General features: G+C 69.9%; 19 protein-coding genes and 1 tRNA gene. 16 read left to right on the forward strand and 4 right to left on the reverse strand.

Features of this window, described 5'->3' with window-relative positions; translation table 11 throughout:
• Positions 1-20: 20 nt before the first annotated feature.
• Positions 21-2303: a DEAD/DEAH box helicase gene (locus ACFWX1_RS12600; RefSeq protein WP_378386731.1), complete on the reverse strand. Its 2283-nt coding sequence runs from the start codon at positions 2301-2303 to the stop codon at positions 21-23.
• 301 nt (positions 2304-2604) lie between these two features.
• Between ACFWX1_RS12600 and ACFWX1_RS12605 the strand changes: the two genes are divergently transcribed.
• The 3 genes from ACFWX1_RS12605 to ACFWX1_RS12615 all read left to right on the forward strand — a co-directional run bounded on the left by ACFWX1_RS12605 (position 2605) and on the right by ACFWX1_RS12615 (position 6309).
• Positions 2605-4866, forward strand: a complete 2262-nt coding sequence (locus tag ACFWX1_RS12605) for a sodium-translocating pyrophosphatase (protein ID WP_378341316.1) — start codon at positions 2605-2607, stop codon at positions 4864-4866.
• A gap of 284 nt (positions 4867-5150) precedes the next feature.
• On the forward strand, positions 5151-5630 hold the full coding sequence (locus tag ACFWX1_RS12610; protein WP_378386666.1) for a hypothetical protein: 480 nt from the start codon (positions 5151-5153) through the stop codon (positions 5628-5630).
• A gap of 52 nt (positions 5631-5682) precedes the next feature.
• On the forward strand, positions 5683-6309 hold the full coding sequence (locus ACFWX1_RS12615; RefSeq protein ID WP_378386668.1) for a hypothetical protein: 627 nt from the start codon (positions 5683-5685) through the stop codon (positions 6307-6309).
• A gap of 3 nt (positions 6310-6312) precedes the next feature.
• On the opposite strand, the gene ACFWX1_RS12620 is transcribed toward ACFWX1_RS12615, so the two are convergent.
• On the reverse strand, positions 6313-7149 hold the full coding sequence (locus tag ACFWX1_RS12620; protein WP_378386669.1) for a serine protease: 837 nt from the start codon (positions 7147-7149) through the stop codon (positions 6313-6315).
• 324 nt (positions 7150-7473) lie between these two features.
• Between ACFWX1_RS12620 and topA the strand changes: the two genes are divergently transcribed.
• The 6 genes from topA to ACFWX1_RS12650 all read left to right on the forward strand — a co-directional run bounded on the left by topA (position 7474) and on the right by ACFWX1_RS12650 (position 16839).
• Positions 7474-10344: a type I DNA topoisomerase gene (topA, locus tag ACFWX1_RS12625; protein ID WP_378386671.1), complete on the forward strand. Its 2871-nt coding sequence runs from the start codon at positions 7474-7476 to the stop codon at positions 10342-10344.
• A gap of 555 nt (positions 10345-10899) precedes the next feature.
• Positions 10900-11691, forward strand: coding sequence for an ESX secretion-associated protein EspG (locus ACFWX1_RS12630; RefSeq protein WP_378386673.1), 792 nt, complete (start codon positions 10900-10902; stop codon positions 11689-11691).
• On the forward strand, positions 11684-12469 hold the full coding sequence (locus ACFWX1_RS12635; RefSeq protein WP_378386675.1) for an ESX secretion-associated protein EspG: 786 nt from the start codon (positions 11684-11686) through the stop codon (positions 12467-12469). Before ACFWX1_RS12630 ends, ACFWX1_RS12635 begins: the two co-directional genes overlap by 8 nt.
• A gap of 293 nt (positions 12470-12762) precedes the next feature.
• Positions 12763-13386, forward strand: a complete 624-nt coding sequence (locus ACFWX1_RS12640) for a hypothetical protein (RefSeq protein ID WP_378386677.1) — start codon at positions 12763-12765, stop codon at positions 13384-13386.
• A gap of 139 nt (positions 13387-13525) precedes the next feature.
• On the forward strand, positions 13526-15637 hold the full coding sequence (locus ACFWX1_RS12645) for a bifunctional MFS transporter/dTMP kinase (RefSeq protein ID WP_378386679.1): 2112 nt from the start codon (positions 13526-13528) through the stop codon (positions 15635-15637).
• The gene (locus ACFWX1_RS12650) at positions 15634-16839 is read left to right on the forward strand and encodes a DNA polymerase III subunit delta' (protein WP_378386681.1); all 1206 of its coding nucleotides are present in this window, start codon (positions 15634-15636) and stop codon (positions 16837-16839) included. The genes ACFWX1_RS12645 and ACFWX1_RS12650 overlap by 4 nt, the downstream gene beginning before the upstream one ends.
• Positions 16840-16912: 73 nt before the next feature.
• Here ACFWX1_RS12650 and ACFWX1_RS12655 read toward each other — a convergent pair whose 3' ends face one another.
• Positions 16913-18592: a hypothetical protein gene (locus ACFWX1_RS12655; RefSeq protein ID WP_378386683.1), complete on the reverse strand. Its 1680-nt coding sequence runs from the start codon at positions 18590-18592 to the stop codon at positions 16913-16915.
• Between the two features lie 137 nt (positions 18593-18729).
• Between ACFWX1_RS12655 and ACFWX1_RS12660 the strand changes: the two genes are divergently transcribed.
• Both ACFWX1_RS12660 and ACFWX1_RS12665 read left to right on the forward strand, forming a co-directional pair.
• Positions 18730-18806, forward strand: a tRNA-Thr gene (locus ACFWX1_RS12660).
• Between the two features lie 170 nt (positions 18807-18976).
• Positions 18977-19513, forward strand: a complete 537-nt coding sequence (locus tag ACFWX1_RS12665) for a class I SAM-dependent methyltransferase (protein ID WP_378386684.1) — start codon at positions 18977-18979, stop codon at positions 19511-19513.
• 19 nt (positions 19514-19532) lie between these two features.
• On the opposite strand, the gene ACFWX1_RS12670 is transcribed toward ACFWX1_RS12665, so the two are convergent.
• Positions 19533-19991: a GreA/GreB family elongation factor gene (locus tag ACFWX1_RS12670; protein WP_378386686.1), complete on the reverse strand. Its 459-nt coding sequence runs from the start codon at positions 19989-19991 to the stop codon at positions 19533-19535.
• Positions 19992-20125: 134 nt separating this feature from the next.
• Here ACFWX1_RS12670 and ACFWX1_RS12675 point away from each other — a divergent pair, with 134 nt between their 5' ends.
• From ACFWX1_RS12675 to ACFWX1_RS12695, 5 genes are all read left to right on the forward strand, one after another.
• The gene (locus ACFWX1_RS12675; protein WP_378386688.1) at positions 20126-20713 is read left to right on the forward strand and encodes a TetR/AcrR family transcriptional regulator; all 588 of its coding nucleotides are present in this window, start codon (positions 20126-20128) and stop codon (positions 20711-20713) included.
• A 129-nt stretch (positions 20714-20842) separates the two neighbouring features.
• Positions 20843-22069 carry a M14 family metallopeptidase gene (locus ACFWX1_RS12680; protein ID WP_378386733.1) on the forward strand — a complete coding sequence of 409 codons (1227 nt, stop codon included), beginning with the start codon at positions 20843-20845 and terminating at the stop codon, positions 22067-22069.
• Between the two features lie 95 nt (positions 22070-22164).
• Complete coding sequence (locus ACFWX1_RS12685; protein ID WP_378327820.1) at positions 22165-22689, forward strand: gamma carbonic anhydrase family protein; 525 nt, start codon at positions 22165-22167, stop codon at positions 22687-22689.
• Positions 22690-22898: 209 nt separating this feature from the next.
• Complete coding sequence (glyA, locus tag ACFWX1_RS12690) at positions 22899-24167, forward strand: serine hydroxymethyltransferase (protein WP_378386690.1); 1269 nt, start codon at positions 22899-22901, stop codon at positions 24165-24167.
• 183 nt (positions 24168-24350) lie between these two features.
• Complete coding sequence (locus ACFWX1_RS12695) at positions 24351-26012, forward strand: MDR family MFS transporter (RefSeq protein WP_378386692.1); 1662 nt, start codon at positions 24351-24353, stop codon at positions 26010-26012.
• The last annotated feature ends 62 nt before the right edge of the window (positions 26013-26074 follow it).

Raw genomic sequence — 26074 nt, forward strand, 5'->3', positions numbered from 1 at the left:
GGGGGGGGGGTGGGTTTTTTTTATTCTCCGGGTGGGGGGGGGGGGGGGGGGGGCCGGCGTGGGCGCGGTGGGGGGTGGCCCGGCGGCGCGCGGTGTGGGGGGGGGGGCCCCCCCCCCCCCCCACCCCGCCCGGGGGCACGCCCCCGGACCCCCACAGTGGTTGCGTCTGTCGGGTCGTTTGCCTGTTGGACGTGCTCGGTCTTTGTAGCGGGGGTGGTGTCTGTTGTTGTTGCGTTGTCAGGAGTTTCGGTCCCCGCCCGAGAGTCCTCGGTCCCCATCGGCGCGACAGTTTCGGGCCCCACCGGTGTATCAGGCTTGGTCCCCGCCGGAGAATCCTTGGTCCCTGCCGGGTTCTCGGGGGTGGGGCCTAGGAGGTCGGCGGAGAGGGTGTACCAGACGGCGCGGGTTTGCAGGCGTTGCTCCGGCAGGTCCAGGGGCGTGTGGTCCAGCACCTCGCCGGAGGGGCGGCGTCGCAGGTAGCCCACCACCTGCGACGTCACGGCCACCTCACCGAGACAGACACTCACCCCGCCGTGCACACAACGCTCCTGCGTGTTCAGCACCGAGATGTCGACCACCTCGCGCGGCGACGTGTTCCAATCCGGATCCTCGGCGTGCACCAGCGCCAGCCCCGTCTCCAGATCCAGTTCGTCCACCACGTACGACGAACCCTGATGCAGGTAGACCGCGCCCGGATGCACCGCGAAACACGCCGAACCCGGATCGACCGTGCCGAGCATCCGCCCCGAGTCCGCCTCCACCACCGCGACCTGATCACCACCCGAACCACGAATGCCGACATCCGCGTGCGGGCGGTCCCGAGAGATCCAGTACCAGCCACTCGAACGGCGGCGCAGCAACCGTTCCGCCGTCAGTTCGGCCAGCACCGCACGCGCGGCGTCACCGCCGAAGGCGGCCAGCTCCGGTTCGGTGAGCGGCAGTTCGGCGACCGCGCAGGCGAGCTGCGGCGCCAGCACGTACGGATTCGACGGATCGAGCACCGCGGTCTCCACCGGCCGGTCGAGCAGCGCCGCCGGATGGTGCACCAGATAGGTGTCCAGCGGATCGTCCCGCGCCACGAACAGCACCAGCGCCGCGTCACCGGTGCGGCCCGCCCGGCCCGCCTGCTGCCAGAACGACGCCAGCGTCCCCGGATATCCGGCGAGCACCACGGCGTCCAGCCCGGCGATGTCCACGCCGAGTTCGAGCGCGTTCGTCGTCGCGACCCCCAGCAACCGCCCGGACAGCAACGACGCTTCCAGCTCCCGGCGCTCCTCCGGCAGGTACCCGGACCGGTAGGCGGCGACGGTGCCGACGAGCGCGGGGTCCACTTCGGACAGCAGCCGCCGCGCGCCGAGCGCGGTCAGTTCGGCGCCGCGCCGGGAGCGGACGAACGCCAGTGACCGGGCGCCCTCGACCACCAGCTCGGTCAGGATCCGCGACGCCTCCGCCCCGGCCGAACGGCGGACCGGCGCCCCGTTTTCCCCCGACAGCTCCGGCAACAGCGGAGGCTCCCACAACGCCACCGTGCGCGCCCCGCGCGGCGACGCGTCTTCGGTGACCGCCACACAATCGACCCCCGTCAGCCGGGTGGCGAATTCGGCGGGAGCCGCCGTCGTGGCCGAGGCGAGCACGAACACCGGCGAAGCACCGTAGTGCGCGGCGACTCGCCGCAGCCGTCGCAGCAGCAATGCCACATGCGAACCGAACACGCCCCGGTAGCTGTGGCATTCGTCGACGACGACGTAGCGCAGGCGCCGGAAGAACTGCGCCCAGCGGCCATGCGCCGAGAGGATGCCGCGGTGCAGCATGTCCGGGTTGGTGAACACCCAGTTCGCGTGCGCGCGCACCCAGTCCCGCTCGGCCATCGGGGTGTCCCCGTCGAACGCGGCGGCGCGCACACCCTCGACGTCCAAAGAGGACACCGAACGCAGCTGGTCCGCGCCGAGTGCCTTCGTCGGCGCCAGATACAGCGCCGTGCTCCGGCCGCCCTCGGCGATCTCCGTGAGCACCGGAAGCTGGTAGGCCAGCGACTTCCCCGACGCCGTTCCCGTCGAGATCACCACGTGCCGCCCGGAGAACGCGTGCTCGGCCGCCTCCGCCTGATGCGTCCACGGCCGCTCGACACCGCCCGCCCGCAGCGCGTCGACCACCGGCGCCGCGGCCCAATCCGGCCACGGTGCGTGCCCGGCGGGCCGGGCGGGCAGCTCGGCCACATGAGTGATCGGGTTCTCGCTGGCCGGGATGCCCGCCGTCACCCGCTCCAGTAACCGCCGCCCGCGTGCGCCCGCCGTGCCGTCCACCACGGCGTCGAGCTTGGCACAGGGGTACGACAACCTGGCCGGGCGCGGGCTTTGCGCTGCACTGATCGATCCAGTGAGCAGCCTCACAAGGTCACGGATCGTATTGTGATCGGGACGCCTTGCCAGGCACTTTCTCACTACCAATACACTCCCGCAATCCACACTCTCTGTGGCGAGCGTCATGTGAGACGTGCGTCCCCGCACGGCTAGCGTGTCGATCGGTACAGATCCATGCCAGCGCCGGCACGCCGGAGATCGGCGGGTTCGTCGTTGGCGAACGGCGACGTCTCCAGGAGGACGAATGTCCCGGCAGTTCCTCGCGGAGGGCGGTCTGACGCTCTCCGGAGGTGGCTACACCATCGTCGGTGTGGTCGCCGCGGTCGCCCTTGCCGCACTGGTCATCGGCTACGTGCTGCTCAAGGAGGTGCTGGCCGCGGGCCAGGGCACCACCAAGATGCAGGACATCGCGAAGGCAGTGCAGGAAGGCGCGGCTGCCTATCTCAAACGGCAGCGCAACACCCTCGCGATCTTCGGCGTGATCGTGTTCCTGCTGTTGTTCGCGCTCCCCGCCGATGACTGGAACGAGCGGATCGGCCGGTCGATCTTCTTCCTCGTCGGCGCGGCGTTCTCGTTCAGCATCGGGTATCTCGGCATGTGGCTGGCCACGCAGGCGAACCTGCGCGTCGCGGCCGCGGCACGGGAAGAGGGCGGCCGCGAGATCGCGATGCGGGTCGCGTTCCGCACCGGCGGCGTGGTCGGCATGATCACCGTCGGCCTCGGCCTCTTCGGTGCCGCCCTCGTTGTGCTCGTCTACACCGGCCAAGCGCCGAAGGTGCTGGAGGGCTTCGGTTTCGGTGCCGCGCTGATCGCGATGTTCATGCGTGTCGGCGGCGGTATCTTCACCAAGGCCGCCGACGTCGGCGCGGACCTGGTCGGCAAGGTGGAGCAGGGCATCCCCGAGGACGACCCGCGTAACGCGGCCACCATCGCCGACAACGTCGGTGACAACGTGGGCGACTGCGCCGGGATGGCGGCGGACCTGTTCGAGTCGTACGCGGTCATGCTGGTGGCCGCGTTGATCCTCGGCAGCACGGCATTCGGCGTGCACGGCCTGATCTTCCCGCTCATCGTGCCCGCCATCGGCGTGATCACCGCGGTGATCGGGGTCTACATCACCAAGGCGCGCGCCGGCGAAGGCGGCCTCGTCACGATCAACCGCTCGTTCTACATCTCCGCGGCGATTTCCGCGGTGCTCTCGACGATCGCGGCGTTCGTCTACCTGCCGAGCTCGTTCTCCGAACTCACCGGCGGGAAGGTCGGTGAACCCGGCAACCCCGCGGTCATCGCGACCGTCGCGGTGATCATCGGCATCGTGCTCGCCGCGATCATCCTGCGGCTCACCGGGTACTACACCGGCACCGAGCACAAGCCGGTCAAGGACGTCGGCAAGACGTCGGAAACCGGTGCGGCCACGGTGATCCTGTCCGGTATCTCGGTCGGCTTCGAGTCCGCTGTGTACACCGCGCTGGTGATCGGCGCGGCCGTGTTCGGGGCCTACCTGCTCGGTGGCGGCGTCGCGCTGTTCGCCGTGGCGCTGGCCGGTACCGGTCTGCTCACGACGGTCGGCGTCATCGTCGCGATGGACACCTTCGGCCCGGTCTCGGACAACGCGCAGGGCATCGCGGAGATGTCCGGTGACGTCGACGAAAAAGCCGCACAGATCCTCACCGAGCTGGACGCGGTCGGCAACACCACCAAGGCCATCACCAAGGGCATCGCGATCGCCACGGCCGTGCTCGCGGCGACGGCGCTGTTCGGGTCCTACTCGGACGCGATCACCAAGGCGATCGGGGACGGCAAGGAGTTCATCGCCAACGTCGTCGGCCCGGCCACCCTGGTGGGTGTCATCGTCGGCGCGGCGGTCGTGTTCCTGTTCTCGGGTCTCGCGGTGAACGCGGTTTCGCGGGCGGCAGGCGCTGTCGTGTACGAGGTGCGCCGTCAGTTCCGTGACATCCCGGGGATCATGGAGGGCACCACACGGCCCGAGTACGGCAAGGTGGTCGACATCGTCACCCGCGACTCGCTGCGTGAGCTGGCGACTCCGGGGCTGCTGGCGGTGTTCGCGCCGATCGCGGTCGGGTTCGGTCTCGGCACCGGCGCGCTCGCGGGTTACCTCGCGGGCGCGATCGCGACCGGCACGCTGATGGCGATCTTCCTCGCCAACTCCGGTGGTGCGTGGGACAACGCGAAGAAGCTCGTCGAGGACGGCAACCACGGTGGCAAGGGCTCGTCGGCGCACGAGGCCACGATCATCGGTGACACCGTCGGCGACCCGTTCAAGGACACCGCGGGCCCGGCGATCAACCCGCTGATCAAGGTGATGAACCTGGTCTCGGTGCTGGTCGCCCCGGCTGTCGTGCAGTTCTCGATCGGTGAGCACGCCAGCCCGGCGGTGCGGATCATCATCTCGCTCGTCGCGGTCGCGGTGATCATCGCGGCCATCGTGGTGTCCAAGCGACGGGGCACCGTCATCGCCGACACCCCGGCGGAAGCGAAAGTCTGATCCTTTTCCCGGACGCGGCCCGGTGTGCGAACTTCGCATGCCGGGCCGCGTCGCTCTGTAACCGATCACGCTCCGTGTGTGATCTCGTCCCAGAAAACGCCCGGCGACTTGCGCAGCATGCTCGTGTCGGTACGGTCGGGGCTGCTGGACGTCGACGGGCAGGAGGTGTACGAGTGCGGCCGCGGTTGACCGTTCTTGCCGCGCTAGCAACAGGAATCGGGATCGGCCTCGCCGGATGCGGACAGCAGCCGGCGATCACTTCGCAGGCACGTGAGGAAAACCCCGTGAGTGCCGCGGAGCAGGCCGATCCGGCGGCCAGATGGGCGGACGGTTACTGCGGTGCGGTCACGCACCTGGTGCGCGCGCTGGCGGCCTTGCCCACCGTCGATCCCAGCACTCCCCAGCAGGCTTCGAAAACGTCGAGTGCGCTGCTGGGTTCCTTGGTCGGCGGGCTCGACGAGACCATCGACGGCCTCCAGCGCCTCGACGCGCCGCCGGCGCCCGCCGCGGACAAGGCGAGGCGGGACATGGTCGAGCGGTTCGGTGATATCCGGCAGCGCACGCAGAACGTGCGGCAGCGCATCGACGACGCGCACGCCGACCCTGCCGTGACGCGCGACGCCCTCGGGGACGCGCGGGCGACGCTCGACCAGATCGCCGGGCTCAACGTGCTCAAGGGCCTGCAGGACGTGCCGGACACGGACGCCGCGAGCAAGCGGACGCCCGGTTGTCAGCAGCTGACGGTGCCTGCCGCGCCCAAATAACCCTCCCCGCGAAGACCTCGCTCGATTCGAACTTGTGTTCTAGTATACCCGAGTGGATCGGACGATCTCGTTCTTCTCCGCCGAGGCGAGCGGGCCGGGGCTGGCCGATCTGGCCGGGCTGCTGTGCTGCCACGGCCAGATCACCGGGTTCGGCCGTACCGCCGCGCGCCTGTCGGTGGTCGTGGACGAGCCGTGGCGGGCCCGCGCGCTGGCGGGCGAATGCCGCAGGCGCGGTGCCGACGCGCAGGTCGGCACCGCCGAGTGCGGTCATCCGCAGGTGCGCACGTCGTTCCGGGTGGACCTGCTGCCGCTGGCGTCCCGCTGGCTGCGGGACGGCCGCACCGGTCCGGCGGAGGACGATTCGGGCAAGGCGGTGCCCGACGGGTTCCGGCTGAGCGGCGCGATGCTGCGCATGTGGGCGCTGGCGAGCGGCAGGCAGGGCGGGAGCGCCTACCTGCTCGCCCTCGACCCGCTGGCACCCGGCACGCACGCCAGGCTGGCCGCCGCGCTGGCGCCGCTCGGCGTGCCCGCCCGGCTGCTCGGCCCCAAGGCGGACGCCCCCGCCGTACGGGTGACCGGACGCCGCAGGCTGGAGAGTCTGCTGGAACTCATCGGCGAGCCGCCGAGCGGGGCCGAGGCGGCCTGGCCGGAGGCGGCTCCGGCCAGGCGGGCGGGGTGAGTCTCAGGCGGCGATGTCGGCGGCGAGCGGCTTCGGCAGCGAGCAGCCCGGCTTGGCGAGGTCGATCTCGCTGGCCGCGGTCAGGCAGGCGGGGATGCCGTAGGTCTCCTGGCCGTAGGGCGTGTCCTGGTGCACCGTGACGTTCCCGGATTCGTCGACCTCGCACGGGTTGTTCAGCGTGCAGCGCTGGCCGTCCTCGTTCCTGGTGTTGTTGACGCCGATGACCTTGCCGGTCGAGGTTTCGATGATCGGGGAGCCCGAGGTCCCGCCGATGGTCTGGCAGTCCGGCGTGTAGCGGATCGAGTCCTTCCACACCCAGCCGTTCTCGCGCAGTTCGTGCACGAAGCCGTTGACCGTGCAGGAGTAGATCTGCTTCCAGTAGCCGGACACCACGTCCATGCGCACGCCGTCGGTGGGGTGCGCGTTGGAGAGTTCGAGCGCGGTTATCCCGTACTGCTGTTTGATCTGGGCATAGGTCGTGCTCACCTGGTACAACGAGACGTCGGTGTCGGTCATGGTCCCGTACACGATCTTCTTCGCGCGCAGGGTCCCGACCGAGCGTCGCCCGTCGGCGGAGAGCAGGCTGAAGCTGCGTGACGAGGCCCTGTTGACGATGACCTGGCCGGGCCGCGGCATGCCGCTCTCCAGGCAGTGCCCGTTGGACATCACGATCGCGGGAGCGGTGTCCGGGGTGCCCGCGGGCTTGACCACGGAGCCCGAACAGTTGGACAGCGCGACGGTGCCCGCGAACGTGGTTGTCGCGGCCTGCGCCGGGGTGGTTCCCAGCACGGCGGTGGCCGTGGCCGCGACGGCTAGTGCGCCGAGGAGTCGTCGGATCATGGTGGGGTCCTTTCAGCTCGACGAGCTAGTAAGTCAAGCGACGACGCGTGACGCCCACCACCGTCGAACGGAGGGTATCCGGCCAGTTACTCTCGCACCCTGCACTGCGCGTGTCCGACATCACGTGCTAGGTGTGGAAAAGAAACATCGCCGAGGTCAGTGGCGATGTGGTGGACACTCCCGAAGCGGCGTGTTGTGCCACCTCGGCGCCGTTCGGGTGGTACGAGCGTGCACACTGACAGGTCGGAGACACGGGCGTGGCCCCGGCGTCGAGGGGCGGGCCGCCGCCGCGGCGGCCGGAGATGAGCGGAGAGCAGGCGAAGCGTGGCAGGAGCACGGACCAAGAAGAACGGCACCGGGACGGACGCCTCCGGGCGCCGGCGGCTGGTGATCGTCGAGTCGCCCACGAAGGCCCGCAAGATCGCCCCCTACCTGGGCGGTAACTACGTCGTCGAGTCCTCGGTCGGGCATATCCGCGACCTGCCGCGTGGTGCCGCCGACGTGCCGGCCCAATACAAAGGAGAGGCCTGGGCGCGCCTCGGCGTCGACGTCGACAACGGCTTCAAGCCGCTCTACGTCGTCACCCCGGACAAGAAGTCCAAGGTCACCGAGCTCAAGGGCCTGCTGAAGGACGTCGACGAGCTCTACCTCGCCACCGACCCCGACCGCGAGGGCGAGGCCATCGCCTGGCACCTGCTGGAGACACTCAAGCCCAAGGTGCCGGTCCGCCGGATGGTCTTCCACGAGGTCACCGAGCAGGCCATCCGCGCCGCCGCCGACAGCACCCGCGAGCTGGACGCCGACCTCGTCGACGCGCAGGAGACCCGGCGCATCCTCGACCGGCTCTACGGCTACGAGGTCTCGCCGGTGCTGTGGAAGAAGGTCATGCCGAAGCTGTCGGCGGGCCGGGTCCAGTCGGTGGCGACGCGCATCATCGTCGAGCGGGAGCGCGAGCGGATGCGCTTCACCTCGGCGTCCTACTGGGACATCTCCGCGACGATGGACGCCGGCGCCGACGCGACACCGCGGGCGTTCCCGGCGCGGCTCATCTCGATCGACGGCGCGAAGCTGGCGACCGGCCGCGACTTCGGTTCCGACGGGCAGCTCAAGTCGTCCTCGGCCGACGTGCGGATCCTCGCCGAGGCCGACGCCGTCCGGCTCGCGCAGGCGCTGAACCAGCGCGACTTCAAGGTCGCGAGCGTCGAGGAGAAGCCGTACACGCGGAAGCCGTACGCGCCGTTCATGACCTCGACGCTGCAGCAGGAGGCGGGCCGCAAGCTGCGGTTCTCCTCCGAGCGCACCATGCGGATCGCGCAGAAGCTGTACGAGAACGGGTACATCACCTATATGCGTACCGACTCGACGACGCTGTCGGAGTCTGCGCTCTCGGCCGCGCGCAGCCAGGCGACGCAGCTGTACGGCAAGGAGTACGTCTCGCCGTCGCCGCGGCAGTACAACCGCAAGGTCAAGAACGCGCAGGAAGCCCACGAGGCGATCCGGCCGTCGGGTGAGGTGTTCCGGACGCCGGGACAGGTCGCGAAGGAGCTGGACACCGACGAGTACCGGCTCTACGAGATGATCTGGCAGCGCACGATCGCCTCGCAGATGGCCGATGCCAAGGGCACCACGATGTCCGTGCGGATCGTCGGTACCGCCACCAGCGGCGAGGAGTGCACCTTCGCCGCGTCGGGCCGCACGATCACCTTCGCGGGCTTCCTCAAGGCGTACGTCGAGGCGGTCGACACCGAGACCGGCGGGGAGGCCGACGACAAGCAGAGCAGGCTGCCGCGGCTGGTCAAGGACCAGGCGCTGACCGCGACCGAGCTGTCCCCGGACGGGCACACCACCTCGCCGCCGGCGCGCTACTCGGAGCCGAGCCTGGTCAGCAAGCTCGAAGAGCTGGGCATCGGCCGCCCGTCGACGTACGCGTCGATCATCAAGACCATCCAGGACCGCGGCTACGTGTGGAAGAAGGGCTCCGCGCTGGTGCCCTCGTGGGTCGCGTTCGCCGTGATCGGCTTGATGGAGCGGCATTTCGAGCGGCTGGTCGACTACGGCTTCACCGCGGGCATGGAGGACGAGCTCGACCGCATCGCCGCCGGTGACGAGCACCGGACGGAGTGGCTGGGCAAGTTCTACTTCGGCGGCGACATGGGCGTCGACGGTTCGGTCGGCAGGCTCGGCGGGCTGAAGAAGCTCGTCGGCTCCAGTGTCGAGGACATCGACGCCCGCGAGATCAACTCGATCCCGCTGTTCAGCGACGCGGACGGTCACACCGTCGTCGTCCGCGTCGGCCGCTACGGGCCGTACCTGGAGCGCGAGGTCGACGGGACGTCGCAGCGGGCGAACCTGCCCGAGGACCTGCCGCCGGACGAGCTGACCCAGGCGATCGCGGAGAAACTGTTCGCGACTCCGCAGGAGGGTCGCGTGCTGGGCACGGATCCGGTGTCAGGGCACGAGATCGTGGCGAAGGAAGGCCGTTTCGGCCCGTACGTCACGGAGATCCTGCCGGAGCCGGAGCCACTGCCCGAGGGTGCGACGGCCGCGCAGAAGAAGGCCGCCAAGGCGAAGCAGCCGAAGCCGCGTACGGGTTCGTTGTTCAAGTCGATGTCCATCGAGACGATGACGCTGGACGACGCGCTCAAGCTGCTCTCGCTGCCGCGAGTGGTCGGCAAGGACCCGGAGTCCGGCGACGAGATCACCGCGCAGAACGGGCGTTACGGGCCGTACCTCAAGAAGGGCACGGATTCGCGTTCACTGTCCACAGAGGACCAGCTGTTCTCGATCACGCTCGAAGAGGCGCTGAAGATCTACTCGGAGCCGAAGCAGCGTGGCCGCTCGGCGACGGCGAAGCCGCCGCTGAAGGAACTGGGCGAGGACCCGGTGTCGGGTAAGCCGATGGTCGTCAAGGACGGCCGGTTCGGCCCGTACGTGACCGACGGCGAGTACAACGCGACGCTGCGGAAGACCGACAGCATCGAGGAGCTGACCGCCGAGCGCGCTGCCGAGTTGCTGGCGGAGAAGCGCGCGAAGGGCCCGGCTCCGAAGCGTAAGGCTCCCGCCCGCAAGTCGACGTCGTCCGCGTCGAAGTCCGGCACGACTAAGTCGGGGACGGCGAAGTCGGCGGCCGCGAAGTCGACCGGGACGAAGACGACCGCCGCGAAGAAGCGCACCACGACGGCGAAGTCGAAGTAGCCGCGTAGTCGTCAGGTCCGTGAAGGCCTCCTTCACAGCGTTGAGCGCTGTGAAGGAGGCCTTCACGGCTTTGTGGGGTGTGGTGGTCGCGCTGGGTGCCAGGCGGCGGCGATAGCAAAGGTCCCTCGCTCCCGTCCGGCATCGCGGTCAGCCGCTGGTGATGTCTCGAACGCGTCGTAAAGGACGTCGAACGTCTCGAACGGCCGTTCGGGACATGCCCCCGTGGCCGAGGCGGCGCGCACACCGGGGACGACCCCGCGCCCGCCCCGCTCGGCAGCGGAGCGATAGCAAAGGTCCCTTGCTCCGCGTCCGGCGCCGTGCGGACAGCCGCACCGAAGGGCGTCCCACGGCGCCCGGAACACACCCCCACGGACAGCGATCGGCCGTCCCCATCAAGCGCTGCGAAGCGGCCAAACGGCGTAGCCGTCCACGCCGCGAAGCGACTCCGCAGCGTCACCGCGAAGGGGGCGAGACCCCCTTCGCAGCGTCATCGGAACCGCTTACCGAATACCGTCACCCACTCGAACCTTTGTTCGAGAAATTGTCGGTGCCAGGGTGTTCAATGCATGGGTGAGCAACTCAGCACTCGCCGTCTTCGACGTCATCGACGAAGTCATCGCCCCGCTCCGCGCCGAGGTGCCGGAGCGGCCTTCGGTGATGGAGTTCTACGACCCGCAGTTCGAGGTGCCGCCCGTCCTCGCCGACGCCGAACCGCCGCCCGGCCTCAGTCTCGCCGACGAGGTCGAGCAGTACACCCGGTTCGTCGCCGGCATGTCCGCCATCGGCCTCGCGCCCGGCGGCGAGGTCACGCCGGAGGCCGTCGGGCTCTATCGCGCGCTGCGTGGCGGGTTCATCCGGGGCGTCGTCACCGGCGTGTTCCCCACCCGGCGGGAGCCGTGGGAGGTCCGCTTCTTCGGCGACGAGGACTACACCACGGTGTTGAACAAACTGGGCCACCGCGCCCGGCTGCGCTCGGGTTTCCTCAGCTCGCTGCCGGGCTGGGTGTTCGACGATCTGCCCGACCGGCCGCCAGGGCCCGGCGCGTCCGTGCGCATTCACACCGACGAGGGCGGGCTCATCCCGGCGGAATGCGCTCCGGAGCTGGCCGTCATCCGCGAGTGCGCGGCCCGGCCGCGGCTGGGCACCGTGCTGGTCGACCTCGCGGTGCGGGACGCCATCCTCGCCAAATATCCGCACGGAGCCTTCGGGTTGGTGGACAACGACCTCGGCCGGTACCAGTTCAGCGCGGCCGTCGGCCGGTCCGGCCGCTGGACGATCACCTGGGGGCCCGCCACCCGCAGCACCGCCGAGCAGTGGATCGTCAAGGCGGTGCAGAGCCATGCCTAACCGGACAGCGGTGCTGGAGCTGCTCGAGCTGGCGGCCGCACCGGTGCTGGAAGCCATGCCGGAGCGCGATCCGGTCGATCGGCTCTACAACCCCGAGGTGACCGACGAGGAGATCCGCGTCCACGGCACGGTGTCCGACGATCCGGCCGATCTGGTCGCCGAGGTCGAGCGGCACGCGGCATGGGCGGCCGCGCTCGAGGGCACGCCCTTCGGGGACGACGGTGAGCTGACCGAGGTCGGGTACGAGGTGGTGTCCCTGATCCTGCGCGGCTCGGTGCGCGCCGCCGTGAGCGGGGTGTTCGAGGAAGGGCCGGAGACCGCGGACATCCGCTGTTACGCCGACGGCGAGCACGCCCTCGTGATGGCCTCCCTGCCCGATCGCACGGCCATCCACCTCGACGACTACGCCCGCCTGCCGGAGCTCGTCGTCGGATCGCTGCCGGACGCGCCGGAGGGGGAGTTCCGGCAGATCTGGCTCTCGGTCGACGAGCACGGCCTGATCCACGGCCAGCACGAGGAGGTCGGCGCGCTGCGCGAGCTGCTGGCCCGGCCACGCAGCGGCACCGCGGTGCTCGACGTGTTCGCCTTCGGCGGGCTGTGCGCCGAGTTCCCCGAGCACGGGTTCGTCCTGCTCGACACGGACGTCGGCAGGCACGTCCTGTGCGCCATTCACCGTGGTGGCGGGCAGCGGCAGCTGGTGCTCGCGCCGTTCAGCAGGGACATGCTCATCGGCTGGTTCCGCGAGGTCGTCGACGCCGGGCCGGTGGAGCCGTCGTGACAGGCCCGTAGCCGCGTTGTGACCGGAATCACTACGATGTGTCACGAAGAGAGGTCGACCTTAGTTCCGGATGGCTGGACACTGCCTGTGAACGCGACGGACAGTGTGCAAGGCGTGACGGATATCTGGCCCATTGGGCGGATGCGCTCGACGCCCACGTCGCTACCCTGAAAGGCGAGGACATTCGACAGTGGAGTCGTCGCGAAACGGAGTCTCGGTGCGCTCACGGCTAGTGACTGAACACGCGGAACGTGGGCACTTCCGCCGCGACACACACAGTGAGGTGGTCCCCCATGAGCAATAGCGGTGAGGCGCCCTTCTTCAATCCTCCGGAGCCTCCGGCGCGCGACGGCACGTTGTCCGGCGGGCCGAGCGACACGTTCGCCGATCCCCTTTCCGGGCTCGTGACCGCCGCGGACGCGCCACCGGCGGGTACCGGCAACGGGGCAGGGAACGGTGTGCCCAGGGTCGTGGTCCCGGGTCCGGTGCAGCACGATCCCGAGGTGGTGCGTCAGATGGTGGACGCCGCGCTGCGTGAGGACACGCAACAGGGCGGCGAGCCCCGTGCACCCGAAGCGATCCCGCCGGCGGGCACCGGCGGAACGCTCGGCGAGCAGGTGGCGCCACCACTCGGCGTGCTGCCCCGGCAGCGCACCTGGCCCGCCCGGCCGCCGCAGCTGCTGCGGCGCGCGAAACCGGCTCCGGCCCCGGTCGCCGAGGACGAGATCGACGAGGAGATCGAGGCGGCCACGCCGAAGAAACGCGGGCTGCCGTCGATCAGCATGCCCAGCTTCGGGCGGCCGTCCTCCAGTACCGCGGGCGTCATGCTGGCGGTCGCGTTGTTGATCGTGTTCGGGATCGTGGCCATCCAGATGGTGTCGAGCCTGGTCAGCAGTGTGACGGGGCTGTTCCACTAACGCGTTCGCCGCCCGCTCGCACCGGCCCGCCGCCGCGCCCCACCCGTTACCAGGGTTACTCTGGCGGCACGGTCGGGGGACCCTGCCGGGGTCGCCCGACGCCGTCGGGACGAGTGGGGTGGGCAGCATCAGCGAGGGCATGCGATCAGTACCCGGGGCCGACCCGGGCGGATCGTCGGCTGCCGATGCGTCGACGATCCACCGGGTCCGGCGGGTACTGGCGATCAAGCCTTTCCGCCGTCTCTGGGGCGTCACGTACCTGTGCAGCGTCGCCGACTGGCTGAACCTCCTCGCGCTGACCGGCCTGGCCACGAAGCTGCTCGACAACTACACCGCGCAGAACTTCGCGTTCGTCGCGGTCGTCCTCACCGCCTTGCTGCCGGGGCTGCTGTTCGCCCCGGTCGGCGGCCTGCTCGCCGACCGGTTCGACCGGCGCAAGGTGATGGTGCTGTGCGATCTGGGGCGCTGCGGCTTCCTGCTGTCCATCGCGTTCGTCGGCGCCCCGTGGTGGCTGTTCGTCGGCAACTTCCTGGTCGGCTGCTGCTCGATGATGTGGATCCCGTCGAAGGACGCGGCGGTGCCGAACCTGCTGCGCCGCCCGGATCAGGTCGAGACCGCCAACCAGCTCGGCATGGTGATGACCTACGGCCTCGCGGTGATCACCGCGGCCGGTGCCAACGCCGTGCTCACCGGCATCAACACGACGTTCCACTTCTTCCCCGGCGGCAGTGCCGACCTCAACATCGCGAAGATGGTCGTCGTCATCAACGGCCTGCTGTACCTGACCAGCGCGATCCTGATCGCCACCCGGATCCCCGAGCTGTCGCTGCGCAACGTCCACGAGGCGCCGAAGCCGACGGTCCAGAAGGCGGACGAGGAGAAGCTCGGCATCGGCGCGATGCTGCGCGACGGCGTCAAGTTCGTCCGCAGCACCCCGCTCGTCCGCGGTCTGCTGATCGGCGCGTTCGGCGCGTTCGCCGCCGGTGGCGCGGTCATCGGCTCGGCGAAGCCGTACTCGTCGAGCCTGCTCGCCGGCGACGCCGCGTTCAACATGCTGGTGCTCTCGGTCTTCCTCGGGCTGGCAACGGGGATGGCGGTGGCGCCCAAGCTGGCCAGGCGGCTGGCGCACGACCGGCTGTTCGGCATTTCGATCGTCGCGGCCGGGCTGGCACTGGCGGTGGTCGCGATGTCCCCGCATCTGGCGGTGTCGCTGGTCGCGGTGGCCGTGGTCGGCCTCGCGGCCGGGGCCGCGTTCCTCACCGGCGTGACGATCATCGGCTCCCGGGTCGAGGACGCGATCCGCGGCCGGATCAACGCGATCTACCAGTCGATGCTGAAGATCGTGGTGTTCGGGGCGACGATCACCGCGCCGCTGCTGATCGGTCTCGTCCAGCCCCGCCGGATCGACGTGTGGGGCAGTTCGCTCACCATCGACGGCACCCGGCCGGTCCTGCTCGGCGGGGCCGTGCTCGCGGTGCTGGCGGGTGTCTTCGCCTACCGGCAGATGGACGACCGCCGCACCGAACCGATCCTGAGCGACCTGCGCAACGCACTGCGCCGCAACCCGCGCCGCGTCAACGGCTTCCTCGTCGCGGTCGAGGGCACCACGGCGATCAACACCGCGCGCCAGGCCGCAGGCCTCGCCGACTGGCTGAGCACGGGCACCCGGCCCGTCGTGCTCGCCGCCGACCCCGCGCTCGACAACCAGCGCCTGGAGAAGCTGCTCTCCAGCGCGTCGCTGACCGGTGCCCGCGCGCAGGCGCTCGCTGCCGCGGCGGTGCGTGCCGACATCGTCGAGCGGCACGTACAGCCCGCGCTGGACGCCGGTTCGGTCGTCGTGATGGAGCGGTTCGTCGATTCGCCGCTCGCGCACCTTTCCGCCGTCGCGGGTCTCGACAGCGGCGAGCTCGAAGGGCTCGCGGACTGGGCGACCGGACGGCTCCGGCCGGACCTCACGGTCCTGCTCGACGCCGCTCCCGGCGAGGAGCCGCGCGACCGGTCCGAGGCGATGAACGACCAGTGGCGGGTGCAGCACCTGCTCACCGAGATGGCCGCCGCGGATCCGGATCGCTATGTCGTGGTCGAGGCCGACGGCACCGACGAAGAGGTCGCCGAGCGGGTCCGCGAGGCTGTCCGCGCGGTGTTCGTCGGCCGGTTGTCCGGCCTCGCTCCGGTGGACGAGGCCGCTTCCCCTGCCGGGACGCCCGAGTCCCCGGCTGAACCTGTTGAAGCTCCGGCGGAGGCGAAGTGACAGAGCAGGTACGGATCGGTGTCTGGCGGCAGCTCGTCGGCCAGGAGCCGGCCGCGGAGACGCTCGCGTCGGCGGCCACGGCCGCGGCGAAGATCGTCGCGGGCGAACCCGTCGCCCCGGCGGCGATGACGCACGCGTGGCTGCTCACCGGCCCGCCCGGCTCCGGCCGCTCGACGGCGGCGCGGACGTTCGCCGCGGCGTTGCAGTGCAGCACCGGGACCGGCTGCGGCGAATGCCCCGGCTGCCGCACCACCATGGCGGGCACGCACGGCGACGTCCGGCTGGTCGTGCCGGAAGGACTGTCGATCTCGGTCGCCGAGATGCGCGCCCTCGTCCAGGCGGCCGCCCGCCGCCCGACCACGGGCAACTGGCGGGTCGTGATCATCGAGGACGCCGACAGGCTCACCGAAGGCGCGTCGAACGCGTTGCTCAAGGCGGTCGAAGAGCCGCCGGAGCGCACGGTTTTCCTGCTCTGCGCGCCCTCTGACCATCCCGAGGACGTGTCGGTGACGATCCGCTCGCGTTGCCGCCTGGTGGCGCTGCGAACGCCGCCCGCGAGCGCGATCGCCCAGGTGCTGATCGAACGCGACGGCGTCGAGCCGGACCGCGCGCAGTGGGCCGCGTCGGTGTGCGGCGGGCACGTCGGCCGCGCGCGCCGGCTCGCCACCGACGAGGCCGCCCGGCAGCGTCGCGCTACCGTGCTGCGGATCCCGCTGGGCCTGCGCCGTCCGTCGGACGTGTTCACCAGTGCCGATCAGCTCATCAGCGCCGCGGAGGCCGACGCGGGCGAGGCGAGCAAGGCCCGCGACGAGAACGAGCGTGCCGAACTGCGGACCGCGATGGGTGGCGACGGCACCGGCAAGGGCGTCGCCGGTGCGAAACGAGCCGCCGAGGCCGCGGTGAAGCAACTGGAGAAGAAGCAGAAATCGCGGGCGACCCGTACCCAGCGGGACACCCTGGATCTGGCGCTGGTCGACCTCGCCGCGTTCTACCGCGACGTCCTGGTGACGACGACCGGGGCGGGCGCGACGCTCAACCATCCGGACCACGCCGAGCAGATCGCGACGGCGGCGGCGTCCTGGGGTGCCGAGTCGGCACTGCGCCGGCTCGAGGCCGTGCTGGAATGCCGCGATGCCATCGGGCTCAACGTGAAGCCGCGAATCGCCGTCGAAGCCATGGTCACCACGTTGCGCCAAGGCTGAACCCCAAGACAAGGAACGGCCCTTCATCCCGGGCGGGATGAAGGGCCGTCCTTTGTGGATGGACGTCGGGTGCCTACTCCCGAGGGCGCGGCGACGGCTTGAACGGCTCAGGTGTCTCCGGCTCCTTCGCCGGGGTCAGCGTGAGCGCGGCAGGGCGACGGCGCCGGTTCGGCATCGCGGCCACCATGACCACGCCGAGCAGCAGCATCGCGGTTCCGGTCCAGAACATCGGCACGGTGTCGTACGCGCCGGTGTAGGCCAGGTTCTTCACCGGCCCCTTGGGCGCTTCGCCACCACCCGGCGGAGGCGCCGGGGTTGTCGTCCCGCACACCACGCCGCCGTTCGGCGCGTAGGACCGCGCGATCTGCTCGCCCAGCGAGACCTGGGCCAGCGAGGACGGCAGGTTCTTCGCCGCGTCGCCGGGCAGCAGGTCCTTGAACTTGCTGGTGGGCAGCAGCTGCAGGTCGAACATCCGGGCCGAGGCGCCGAGCTGATACCCCTTGAACGGGTCGTTCAGCTGCGCGCCCTTCTGGTCGAGCCCGGCGATGGACAGCCGCAGCACACCGAGGTCGAGCACGGTGCCCGCGGTGTTGCCGACCTGCTGGAGCCCCTTGGTCATCGTCGAGACGAGCCCGCCGACGACCGGGATGTCGTTGACCTTTCCGAACTGGTCGCTCAGCCCGGACAGCGGCAGCCCGATCGGGATGTCCTTGGTCGGGTGCGCCGCGTCGAGCGTGTAGAGCACCTTGCCGCCCGCCTCGATGGTCAGCACCGGCGCGGTGTACTCCACTTTGGACGTCTTCTCGTCACCGGTGGAGGTCACCTTCAGCGTCGGCTGGCTGGCGACCTTGATGCTGAGCGCGAGCGGGGTGCCCTTGAGGATCTCGATGTCGGCGCCCTGCAGCGTGGAGATCGACTGGACGGCCTTGTTCTTCGAGCCGGGGATGTCGACCAGCTTGACCTGCGAACGCGAGGACAGCGTGTTCGGCAGGCTCAGCAGCGACCCGTTGCCGTTCGCGGCGGTCTGCCCGCCGCCCTGCAGGAGCCCGCCGAGGCTCTGCAGTCCCTTGGTCAGGTCGAAGCCCTGGGCGAGGGTCTTCGGGTCGACGTTGAGCTTGTCCAGCCCGAGGCTCGGCATCGACGGGATGACGTTGAGCAGCGAAAGGCTTGCCACGGACGTGCTGGCGTCGGAGATCGTGTCGACGCACGGCCCGAGTGTCGGGCTCCAGCGCGCGTGCGCGCTGCCGTTGAGCAGGCCGACGTTGAGCAGCGGGTTGGGCGGGCCGTTGAGGCCGCCGCTGATCGGCTGCGGGTTGTCCGGCAGCGCCGTCTGCACGACACTGCCCGGCGTCTGCGGGGCGTTGCCGCCCACCGACAGCCCGAACGGCGAGGCCTGCGCGATCGCCTTCTCGTAGCTCAGGTACGCCTCGGAGTTCGCCGACGCGCTCGAAAGGCCCATCCCCGCTTCGAGCGCCGACTGCTTCGGCAGCTGCTTGTCGTAGCCGGGGATGATCGAACTGGTCGGCACCGCGTTCGGCAGCAGCCGCAGCACGCCGAGCGCCGAGCCCGCGTCGCCGACGGCATGGCCGAGCGGCTGGGGCCCGATCGGTGCGGACGCGGGCGGCTGTCCCGGGTTCGCCGGTTCGGGGATCGGCGTGGTGGGGATCGTCTGGGCCGTCGCGACAGGCGCGGTCAGCAGGAGCAGCGCCGCGGCGGCCGGCAGGGCCACCGAGCGGGGCAGTCTTCGCCGCATGTGCCAGGTCCTCCAGGAGGTAGGTCGATCGGGGAGTGAGATCGACGTCATAGGACCCTAACGACGACGCCCCGGGGAAGTGACGCGCGAGGGCTCCGCTACACTGGCTTCCAGCTCCGGGCGACAGTCCGGTGCTTGCCGCCTTAGCTCAGTCGGCCAGAGCGATTCACTCGTAATGAATAGGTCGCGGGTTCGATTCCCGCAGGCGGCTCCACTCTGACCAGGGACTTTCCGGATTCCGGAGGGTCCCTGCTCTGTTTCCGGGGAACGCGGTCAACTGTGAATTTCACTCGAACCGGCGAAGTCGACGGATTCACGCGAACGGGCGACGGCAGCGGCGCCTGAGCGGCTCTGCGGAGCCCGCGGTTCGGCTACTTTGCCGACATGTCCGCCGAAGCGCGTCGACAGCTCGCGGTGCCGGATCGGGTGCGGTGGGCGGTCGCGGTGCTCGATCCGGCACCGGACGCCCGGCTGCTCGAAATCGGCTGCGGCCCCGGCGCGGCCGCCGAGCTGGTGTGCGCGCGGCTGGCGGGCGGGAAGCTGACGGCGATCGACCGGTCGGCGACGGCGATAGCCCGGACCACGGCGCGTAATCGCGAGCACATCGAGGCCGGACGGCTGGAGGTGCGGCACGGCGAACTCCCGCGGCTCGCTCTGCCGTCCGGTGGTTACGACGCGGCGTTCGCCGTCGACGTGAACCTGTTCTGGGTCCGGGACCCGGCGCCCGAACTCGCGGTGCTGCGGCGCGCGCTGGCGCCGGGCGGAACGCTGTACATCGCCTACGGCGCGTCGGGGCCGACGACCGGCGCCAAGGTGGTCGGCCCGATCACGCGAGCGCTCGGAGCCAACGGGTTCACCGAGCCGGAGCTGAAACAGGGCGACGCCGGGTTCGCGCTCCTCACGCGCCCGGCGTCGCCCTGATATGTCCACAAAGGACGGATCAGCCCTGTGGCGGGGTCAGCTTCACCACCGTCACGGTGATCTCCCCGCGCGGGGTGCGATAGGTGACCTTGTCGCCCTCCTTGGCGCCGACGAGCGCCAGCCCGAGCGGGCTGTCCGAGGTGACCGCGTCGGGGTCCTCACCAGGCACCGTGACGACCTGGAGGGTCTCCTCGTCGCCGTCGTCGAACCGCAGGGACACCTTGGTGCCGTCGGGCACCAGCGAGCTGTCGGACGCGCCGTGCTCCATCTTCGCGCTCAGGTCGGCGATCTGGCGGTCGAGCCGGGCAGCGGCCTCCGCGCGGTCGATCACGTCCGCCTGGTCCGCCGCGTCACCGGTGCGTTCGAGCTCGCCCGGCTGCGGCGACAGCGCGGCCCGTTGCGCACGCAAGCTGTCCAGTTCCTTCTCCAGCTGACGGCGGGTCGCCGCACTCAGCCCCTTGTCCCCTGAGATCACCATGACGGGAATTGTCCGCTGTCTGGACCGGGGTGGCCAATCCGGTTTTCCGAGAGCCCGGTCACCCACCGGCGCCGGATGGGACGTCTGCCCTAGACTTTGGGCCTGGCGTCCCGGAATCAGTAACGAGGATCACCGTGAGTGTCGTCCCCGGTCGCAGCGAACAGCTGTCGCCCAACCAGCTCCACAAGCAGCAGCAGATCGTCGAGGCGGCCCGTGCCGTCCTCGCGCGGGACGGCCTCGCCGGGTGCACGGTCCGCGCCATCGCCGAGGCCGGGCCGCTCACGAAGAGCGCCATCCACTATTACTTCGCCGATATCGACGTCCTTATCGACCGGGCGATGGCCGCGCACATCAACACCTTCGCCGCGGGTCTGCGTGCGGTGGCCGAGCGGTACACAGATCCGCGCGAACGGTTGTTCAAGGTCACCGAGGCCTACCTCGACGAATTCGCCGACCGGCCCAACGCGGCCTTCCTGTGGTTCGAGTACTGGATCGCGGCCGGTCGCGCGCAGCACCCGCAGGCGATCGACGCGATGCTGACCTCGATCACCGAGCTGCTCGCCGAACTGCTGTCCCCGCTGGACGTCGACGATCCGCGGGCCCGCGCCCGGGCGCTGCTGTCCTACCTGCTCGGCGCCGTCGTCCAGCAGCGGGTCCGGCCACGGTCCTACGCCACGCTGCGCGGGGACATCGAGGCGCTCTGTTTCGCGAACTACGGCTAGAAACGCGCATTAGATCCGTACCGCTACGGATTGTTCTCCCGCATCGGTGCCCGCCAAGGTCGATCGAAGCCGAAGGCTGCCGAGAGAGCAGGAGGCGTGATGCTTGCGAACAACCGCAAGAGACGGTGTGTGGCGGCGGCGTTGTCCGCCCTGGTGGTGCTCGCCAGTGGGTTCGCCGCGAGTCAGGCGGCGGCGGAACCCGCGCGACAGCCCGACGGGCCGCAGATCTACGAGGTCCTCGGCACCGGAACCCCGCAGCTGCGCACCGAGGTCGCGCGCACGGGGGTCGACGTGCTCGGGACGTCCGGTGCCACGACGACGATCATCGCCAACCCCGGTGAAGCCGCCCAGCTGCGGGCGCTCGGGTTCACCCTCGAGCCGCGCGGATCGGTCGACCGCTCGCCGAGCACGAGCGCCGCGCCCGCGGAGTTCCCGCCCGGGTACACCGGCTATCACACCTACGCCGAAGTGACGACCGAACTGCAGAAGGCGCAGGCGAACTACCCGGCGATCGCGAAGCTGTCGAGCGCGGGCGCCTCGTACGAGGGCCGCACGCTCAACGTGCTCAAGATCAGCAAGAACGTCGACGCGGACGAGAACGAGCCCGAGGTCCTGTTCACCTGCAACCAGCACGCCCGCGAACACCTGACGACCGAGATGTGCCTGCGCATCGTGCAACGGTTCACCACCGGGTACGCCACCGATCCCGCGATCAAGAAGATGGTCGACAGCACGGCGATCTTCGTGATCCCGAACATCAACCCGGACGGTTCGGAGTACGACATCTCCGGTGGCCGGTTCCACTCGTGGCGCAAGAACCGCCAGGGCCCCGGTACCGACCCGAACCGCAACTGGGGCTACAAGTGGGGCTGCTGCGGTGGTTCGTCCGGTTCCCCGAGCAGTGAGACCTACCGCGGCACGGCGGCGTTCTCCGCGCCGGAGACCAAGGCCGTCTCGAACTGGGTGAACGCGCGCAAGGTCAACGGAGTCCAGCGGATCAAGACGCACATCGACTTCCACACCTACTCCGAGCTGGTGCTCTGGCCGTGGGGCTACACCTACGACGCCACCGGGCCGGGGATGACCCAGGCCGAGGCGGCGAAGTTCCAGAACCTCGGCAGGCAGATGGCCGCGACGAACAGTTACACGCCCGAGCAGTCCAGCCAGCTGTACATCACCGACGGTTCGATGAACGACTGGATGTGGGCGACGAACAAGATCTGGAGCTACACCTTCGAGATGTACCCGCGGGGCGCGAGCCCGGGCTTCTACCCGCCCGACACGGCGATCGTGCCGCAGACCACCCGCAACGACAAGGCGGTGGACATCATCATCAACGCCGCGATCACCGGCTAACGCAGCGGTCCGTGAAGGCCTCCTTCACAGCGCTCACCGCTGTGAAGGAGGCCTTCACGGCGCGTCCGGGCCGGGCGCGCGGTTAGGGTGCGGGCATGCCTTTGTTCTCCTTCGAGGGGCTCAGCCCGCAGATTCATCCGGACGCGTGGATCGCCCCCACCGCGACGCTGATCGGCGACGTCGTCATCGAAAAGGACGTCTCGATCTGGTACGGCGCGGTCATCCGCGCGGACTTCGGGAAGATCGTCATCCGTGCGGGCTCGAACATCCAGGACAACTCGGTCCTGCACGTCAACGACGGGGTGTGCGAGGTCGGGAAGAACGTCACCGTCGGGCACCAGTGCCTCGTCCACGACTGCACGATCGGCGAGCAGGCCCTGATCGGCAACGGCTCGACCGTGCTGGACAAGGCGCAGATCGGCGAGCGGGCGCTGGTGGCGGCGGGCGCCACGGTCACGCCGGGCACCGTCGTGCCCGCCGAGCACATCGCCATGGGCAGCCCGGCGAAGAAGTTCGTGCCGCTCACCGACAGCGCCCGGCTGTGGGTCGACCACAACGCCGAGGTCTACCGCGAGCTCGCGCGCCGGCACGCGGCCGGGATCAAGCCGATCGAAGGCTGAGCGTTCGGGCGCCGCGATCGTGGAATGACGTGCGTGCGCACCCGAAAGTGGTGTGGCGGTCCCGATCTCGCTTCGACCGGGCCTCTGGCCGCGTGGACTAGGCTGGTCGGGCAGCAGCGACTGGCGCCACGAGGTGGAGCACCACCGGGAAGCGACGACGAGGCCGGCACCGCGCGCCTGGGTCCGGCCGTCACGGCAGGAGAAGGCCCTTGACGCACCAGCCAGCCCTTTCCGCGCTCGCCGCCGCGGACCCGCAGATCGCCGGGCTCGTGGAGGACGAGGCGAAGCGCCAGCACGACAAGATCCGGCTCATCGCGTCGGAGAACTACGTGTCGCAGGCCGTCCTCGAGGCGACCGGCACCGTGCTCACCAACAAGTACTCCGAGGGGTACGCGGGCAAGCGTTACTACGAGGGTCAGCAGCTCATCGACCAGGTCGAGAAGCTGGCTATCGAGCGCGCGAAGGTGGTGTTCGGCGCCGACCACGCGAACGTCCAGCCGTACTCCGGCTCCCCGGCGAACCTCGCCGCGTACCTCGCCTTCGCCAAGCCCGGCGACACCGTGCTCGGCATGGCGCTGCCGGACGGCGGCCACCTGACCCACGGCTGGGGCGTTTCGGCGACCGGCAAGTGGTTCACGCCCGTGCGCTACGGCGTGGCCAAGGAGACCGGCCGCGTCGACCTCGACCAGGTCCGCGACCTCGCCCGCGAGCACCGGCCGAAGCTGATCTTCGCCGGTGGCACGGCGATCCCGCGCACGATCGACTTCCCGGCGTTCGCCGAGATCGCCCGCGAGGTCGACGCGGTGCTCGTCGCCGACATCGCGCACATCGCCGGGCTCGTCGCGGGCGGCGCGCACCCGTCGCCGGTCGGGCACGCGCAGGTCATCACCACGACCACGCACAAGACGCTGCGCGGTCCGCGTGGCGCGATGATCCTCTCCGACGCGGAGCACGCGAAGGCCGTCGACAAGGCGGTGTTCCCCGGTCTGCAGGGGGGCCCGCACAACCACACCACCGCCGCGATCGCGGTCGCGCTGGGCGAGGCGCAGCAGCCGTCGTTCAGCGAGTACGCGCACTCGATCGTGGCGAACGCCCAGGCGCTGGCGGCGGCGTTGCTGGAGAAGGGCTACGACCTGGTCTCCGGCGGCACGGACAACCACCTGCTGCTGATCGACCTGACGAACAAGGCCGTGCCCGGCAAGCCCGCCGCGCAGGCGCTGGACCGCGCGGGTATCGAGCTGAACTACAACACCGTGCCGTTCGATCCGCGCAAGCCGTTCGACCCGTCGGGCATCCGGCTCGGCACGTCGGCGATCACCACGCGGGGTCTCAAGCCGGAACACCAGGTCCAGGTCGCCGACTGGATCGACCGCACGGTGACCGCGGCCGCCGCGCAGGAGGAGTCCGCTTTGGACACCATCGCCGCCGAGATCCGGGAGTTCCTGGCGCCCTTCCCGATCCCCGGCTACTCCGCCTGACCGTCGTTCCGTGAAGGCCTCCTTCACAGCGTTGAGCGCTGTGAAGGAGGCCTTCACGGCTTTTCGGGACCCGAGACGAGCGTCACAGGAAATTTGGTTGCTGAATACAAGCTTTGAGGGAACACTTGTCTTCGGCAAGTAGTTGAGGGGTACAAGCAACTACCGAAGACTGAGGGAGATCCCATGAGTACGACATCCACGGCGGAAGGAGAGACCGCTACGCAAGGCAAGCTCTCCCACCGGCAGATCCTGACGGTGCTGTCCGGGCTGATGCTCGGCATGTTCCTCGCGGCGCTGGACCAGACGATCGTGTCGTCGGCGATGAAGACGATCGCCGACGAGCTGCACGGCCAGAGCCTCCAGGCCTGGGCCACCACCGCGTACCTGATCACGGCGACGCTTTCGACGCCGCTCTACGGCAAGCTGTCCGACCTCTACGGCCGGAAACCGATGTATCTCACGGCGATTTCGCTGTTCCTCGCCGGTTCGCTGGCCAGCGGAATGGCGGGTTCGATGTACGAGCTGGCCGCGTTCCGCGCGTTCCAGGGGCTCGGTGCCGGTGGCCTGATGTCGCTGGCGCTGGCGATCATCACCGACATCACCTCGCCGCGGGAGCGCAGCCGCTACCAGGGTTACTTCATGGCGGTGTTCGGCATTTCGAGCGTCGCGGGTCCGGTCGTCGGGGGCTTCTTCGCCGGGCTCGACTCCTTCGCGGGGATCACCGGCTGGCGCTGGGTGTTCCTGGTGAACGTGCCGATCGCGCTGGCCGCGCTGGTCGTGGTCAGCAAGGTGCTGAACGTGCCGCACACCCGCGTCGAGCAGCGGATCGACTACTGGGGCGCGGTGGCGTTGATCGTCGGCATGGTGCCGCTGTTGCTCGTGGCCGAGCAGGGCCGTGAGTGGGGCTGGGGCTCCCCGGCGTCGATCGCGATGTACGTCGTCGGCGCGCTGGGTGTGGCCGCGTTCGTCTGGCAGGAACGCCGGATGGGCGACGCCGCGCTGCTGCCGCTGCGGTTGTTCTCCCGGCCGGTGTTCCGGGTCGCCACGCTGGTCACGGTGATCCAGGGCGTCGGGATGTTCGGCGCGATGATGTCGCTGCCGCTGTACCTGCAGATCGTGAAGGGCGCGACGCCGACGCAGGCGGGCCTGCAGATGCTGCCGCTGACGCTCGGGATCATGGTCGCGAGCCTGGTGAGCGGTTCGGTGATCGGGCGGACCGGGCGGTACAAGGCGTTCGCGGTGGCCGGGCTCGGCGTGATGGCGGCGTCGGTGTTCGCGCTGGCGACGATCGGGGTGGACACGCCGATGGCGGTCGTCATGACCACCGCGTTCGCGATCGGGCTGGGGCTGGGCGCTTCGATGCAGACGCTGCAACTCGCCGCGACCAACGACGTGCCGCCGTCCGACATCGGCGTCGCGACCTCGTCGGCGACGTTCTTCCGGCAGATCGGTGGCACGGCGGGTACCGCGGTGTTCATGTCGATCCTGTTCGCCACGGTCGGCGACCGGATCGCGGCGGCGGTGCGCTCGGCGATGGCCTCGCCCGCCTACGCGGCGGCGCTGGCGCGGCACCCGGAGTTCGCGCAGCGGATGTCCGGTGGCGGGGTGGACATCAACGACACGTCGTTCCTGTCCACTTTGGACCCGGTGCTGGCGCGGCCGATCCTCGACGGGTTCGCGGGCTCGATGAGCACGGTGTTCGTCGTCGGCGGGATCGTGCTGACGGTCGGCTTCGCGCTGGTGTGGCTGCTCAAGGAGAAGCCGCTGTCGGACAAGTCGGCGATGGAGCAGCGTGCCGACGCCGAGGCGGAAGCCGCGACCCCCGCGCTGGCCATGGCGCACTGACGGGGTCGTAACGCGCTGAAGGCCACCATGAGGGCACTCAAGTCCCTCATGGTGGCCTTCAG

This window comes from Amycolatopsis sp. NPDC059021 (assembly GCF_042739895.1).
Classification (GTDB): Bacteria; Actinomycetota; Actinomycetes; order Mycobacteriales; family Pseudonocardiaceae; genus Amycolatopsis.

Bases quoted from the DNA above. Each gene is read 5' to 3' on its own strand.
- ACFWX1_RS12695 (WP_378386692.1), top strand. From the start codon at position 24,351: ATGAGTACGACATCCACGGCGGAAGGAGAGACCGCTACGCAAGGCAAG.
- ACFWX1_RS12620 (WP_378386669.1), bottom strand. From the start codon at position 7,149: ATGATCCGACGACTCCTCGGCGCACTAGCCGTCGCGGCCACGGCCACC.
- ACFWX1_RS12640 (WP_378386677.1), top strand. From the start codon at position 12,763: ATGAGCAATAGCGGTGAGGCGCCCTTCTTCAATCCTCCGGAGCCTCCG.
- ACFWX1_RS12670 (WP_378386686.1), bottom strand. From the start codon at position 19,991: ATGGTGATCTCAGGGGACAAGGGGCTGAGTGCGGCGACCCGCCGTCAG.
- ACFWX1_RS12645 (WP_378386679.1), top strand. From the start codon at position 13,526: ATGCGATCAGTACCCGGGGCCGACCCGGGCGGATCGTCGGCTGCCGAT.
- ACFWX1_RS12605 (WP_378341316.1), top strand. From the start codon at position 2,605: ATGTCCCGGCAGTTCCTCGCGGAGGGCGGTCTGACGCTCTCCGGAGGT.
- ACFWX1_RS12685 (WP_378327820.1), top strand. From the start codon at position 22,165: ATGCCTTTGTTCTCCTTCGAGGGGCTCAGCCCGCAGATTCATCCGGAC.
- ACFWX1_RS12635 (WP_378386675.1), top strand. From the start codon at position 11,684: ATGCCTAACCGGACAGCGGTGCTGGAGCTGCTCGAGCTGGCGGCCGCA.
- ACFWX1_RS12665 (WP_378386684.1), top strand. From the start codon at position 18,977: ATGTCCGCCGAAGCGCGTCGACAGCTCGCGGTGCCGGATCGGGTGCGG.
- ACFWX1_RS12655 (WP_378386683.1), bottom strand. From the start codon at position 18,592: ATGCGGCGAAGACTGCCCCGCTCGGTGGCCCTGCCGGCCGCCGCGGCG.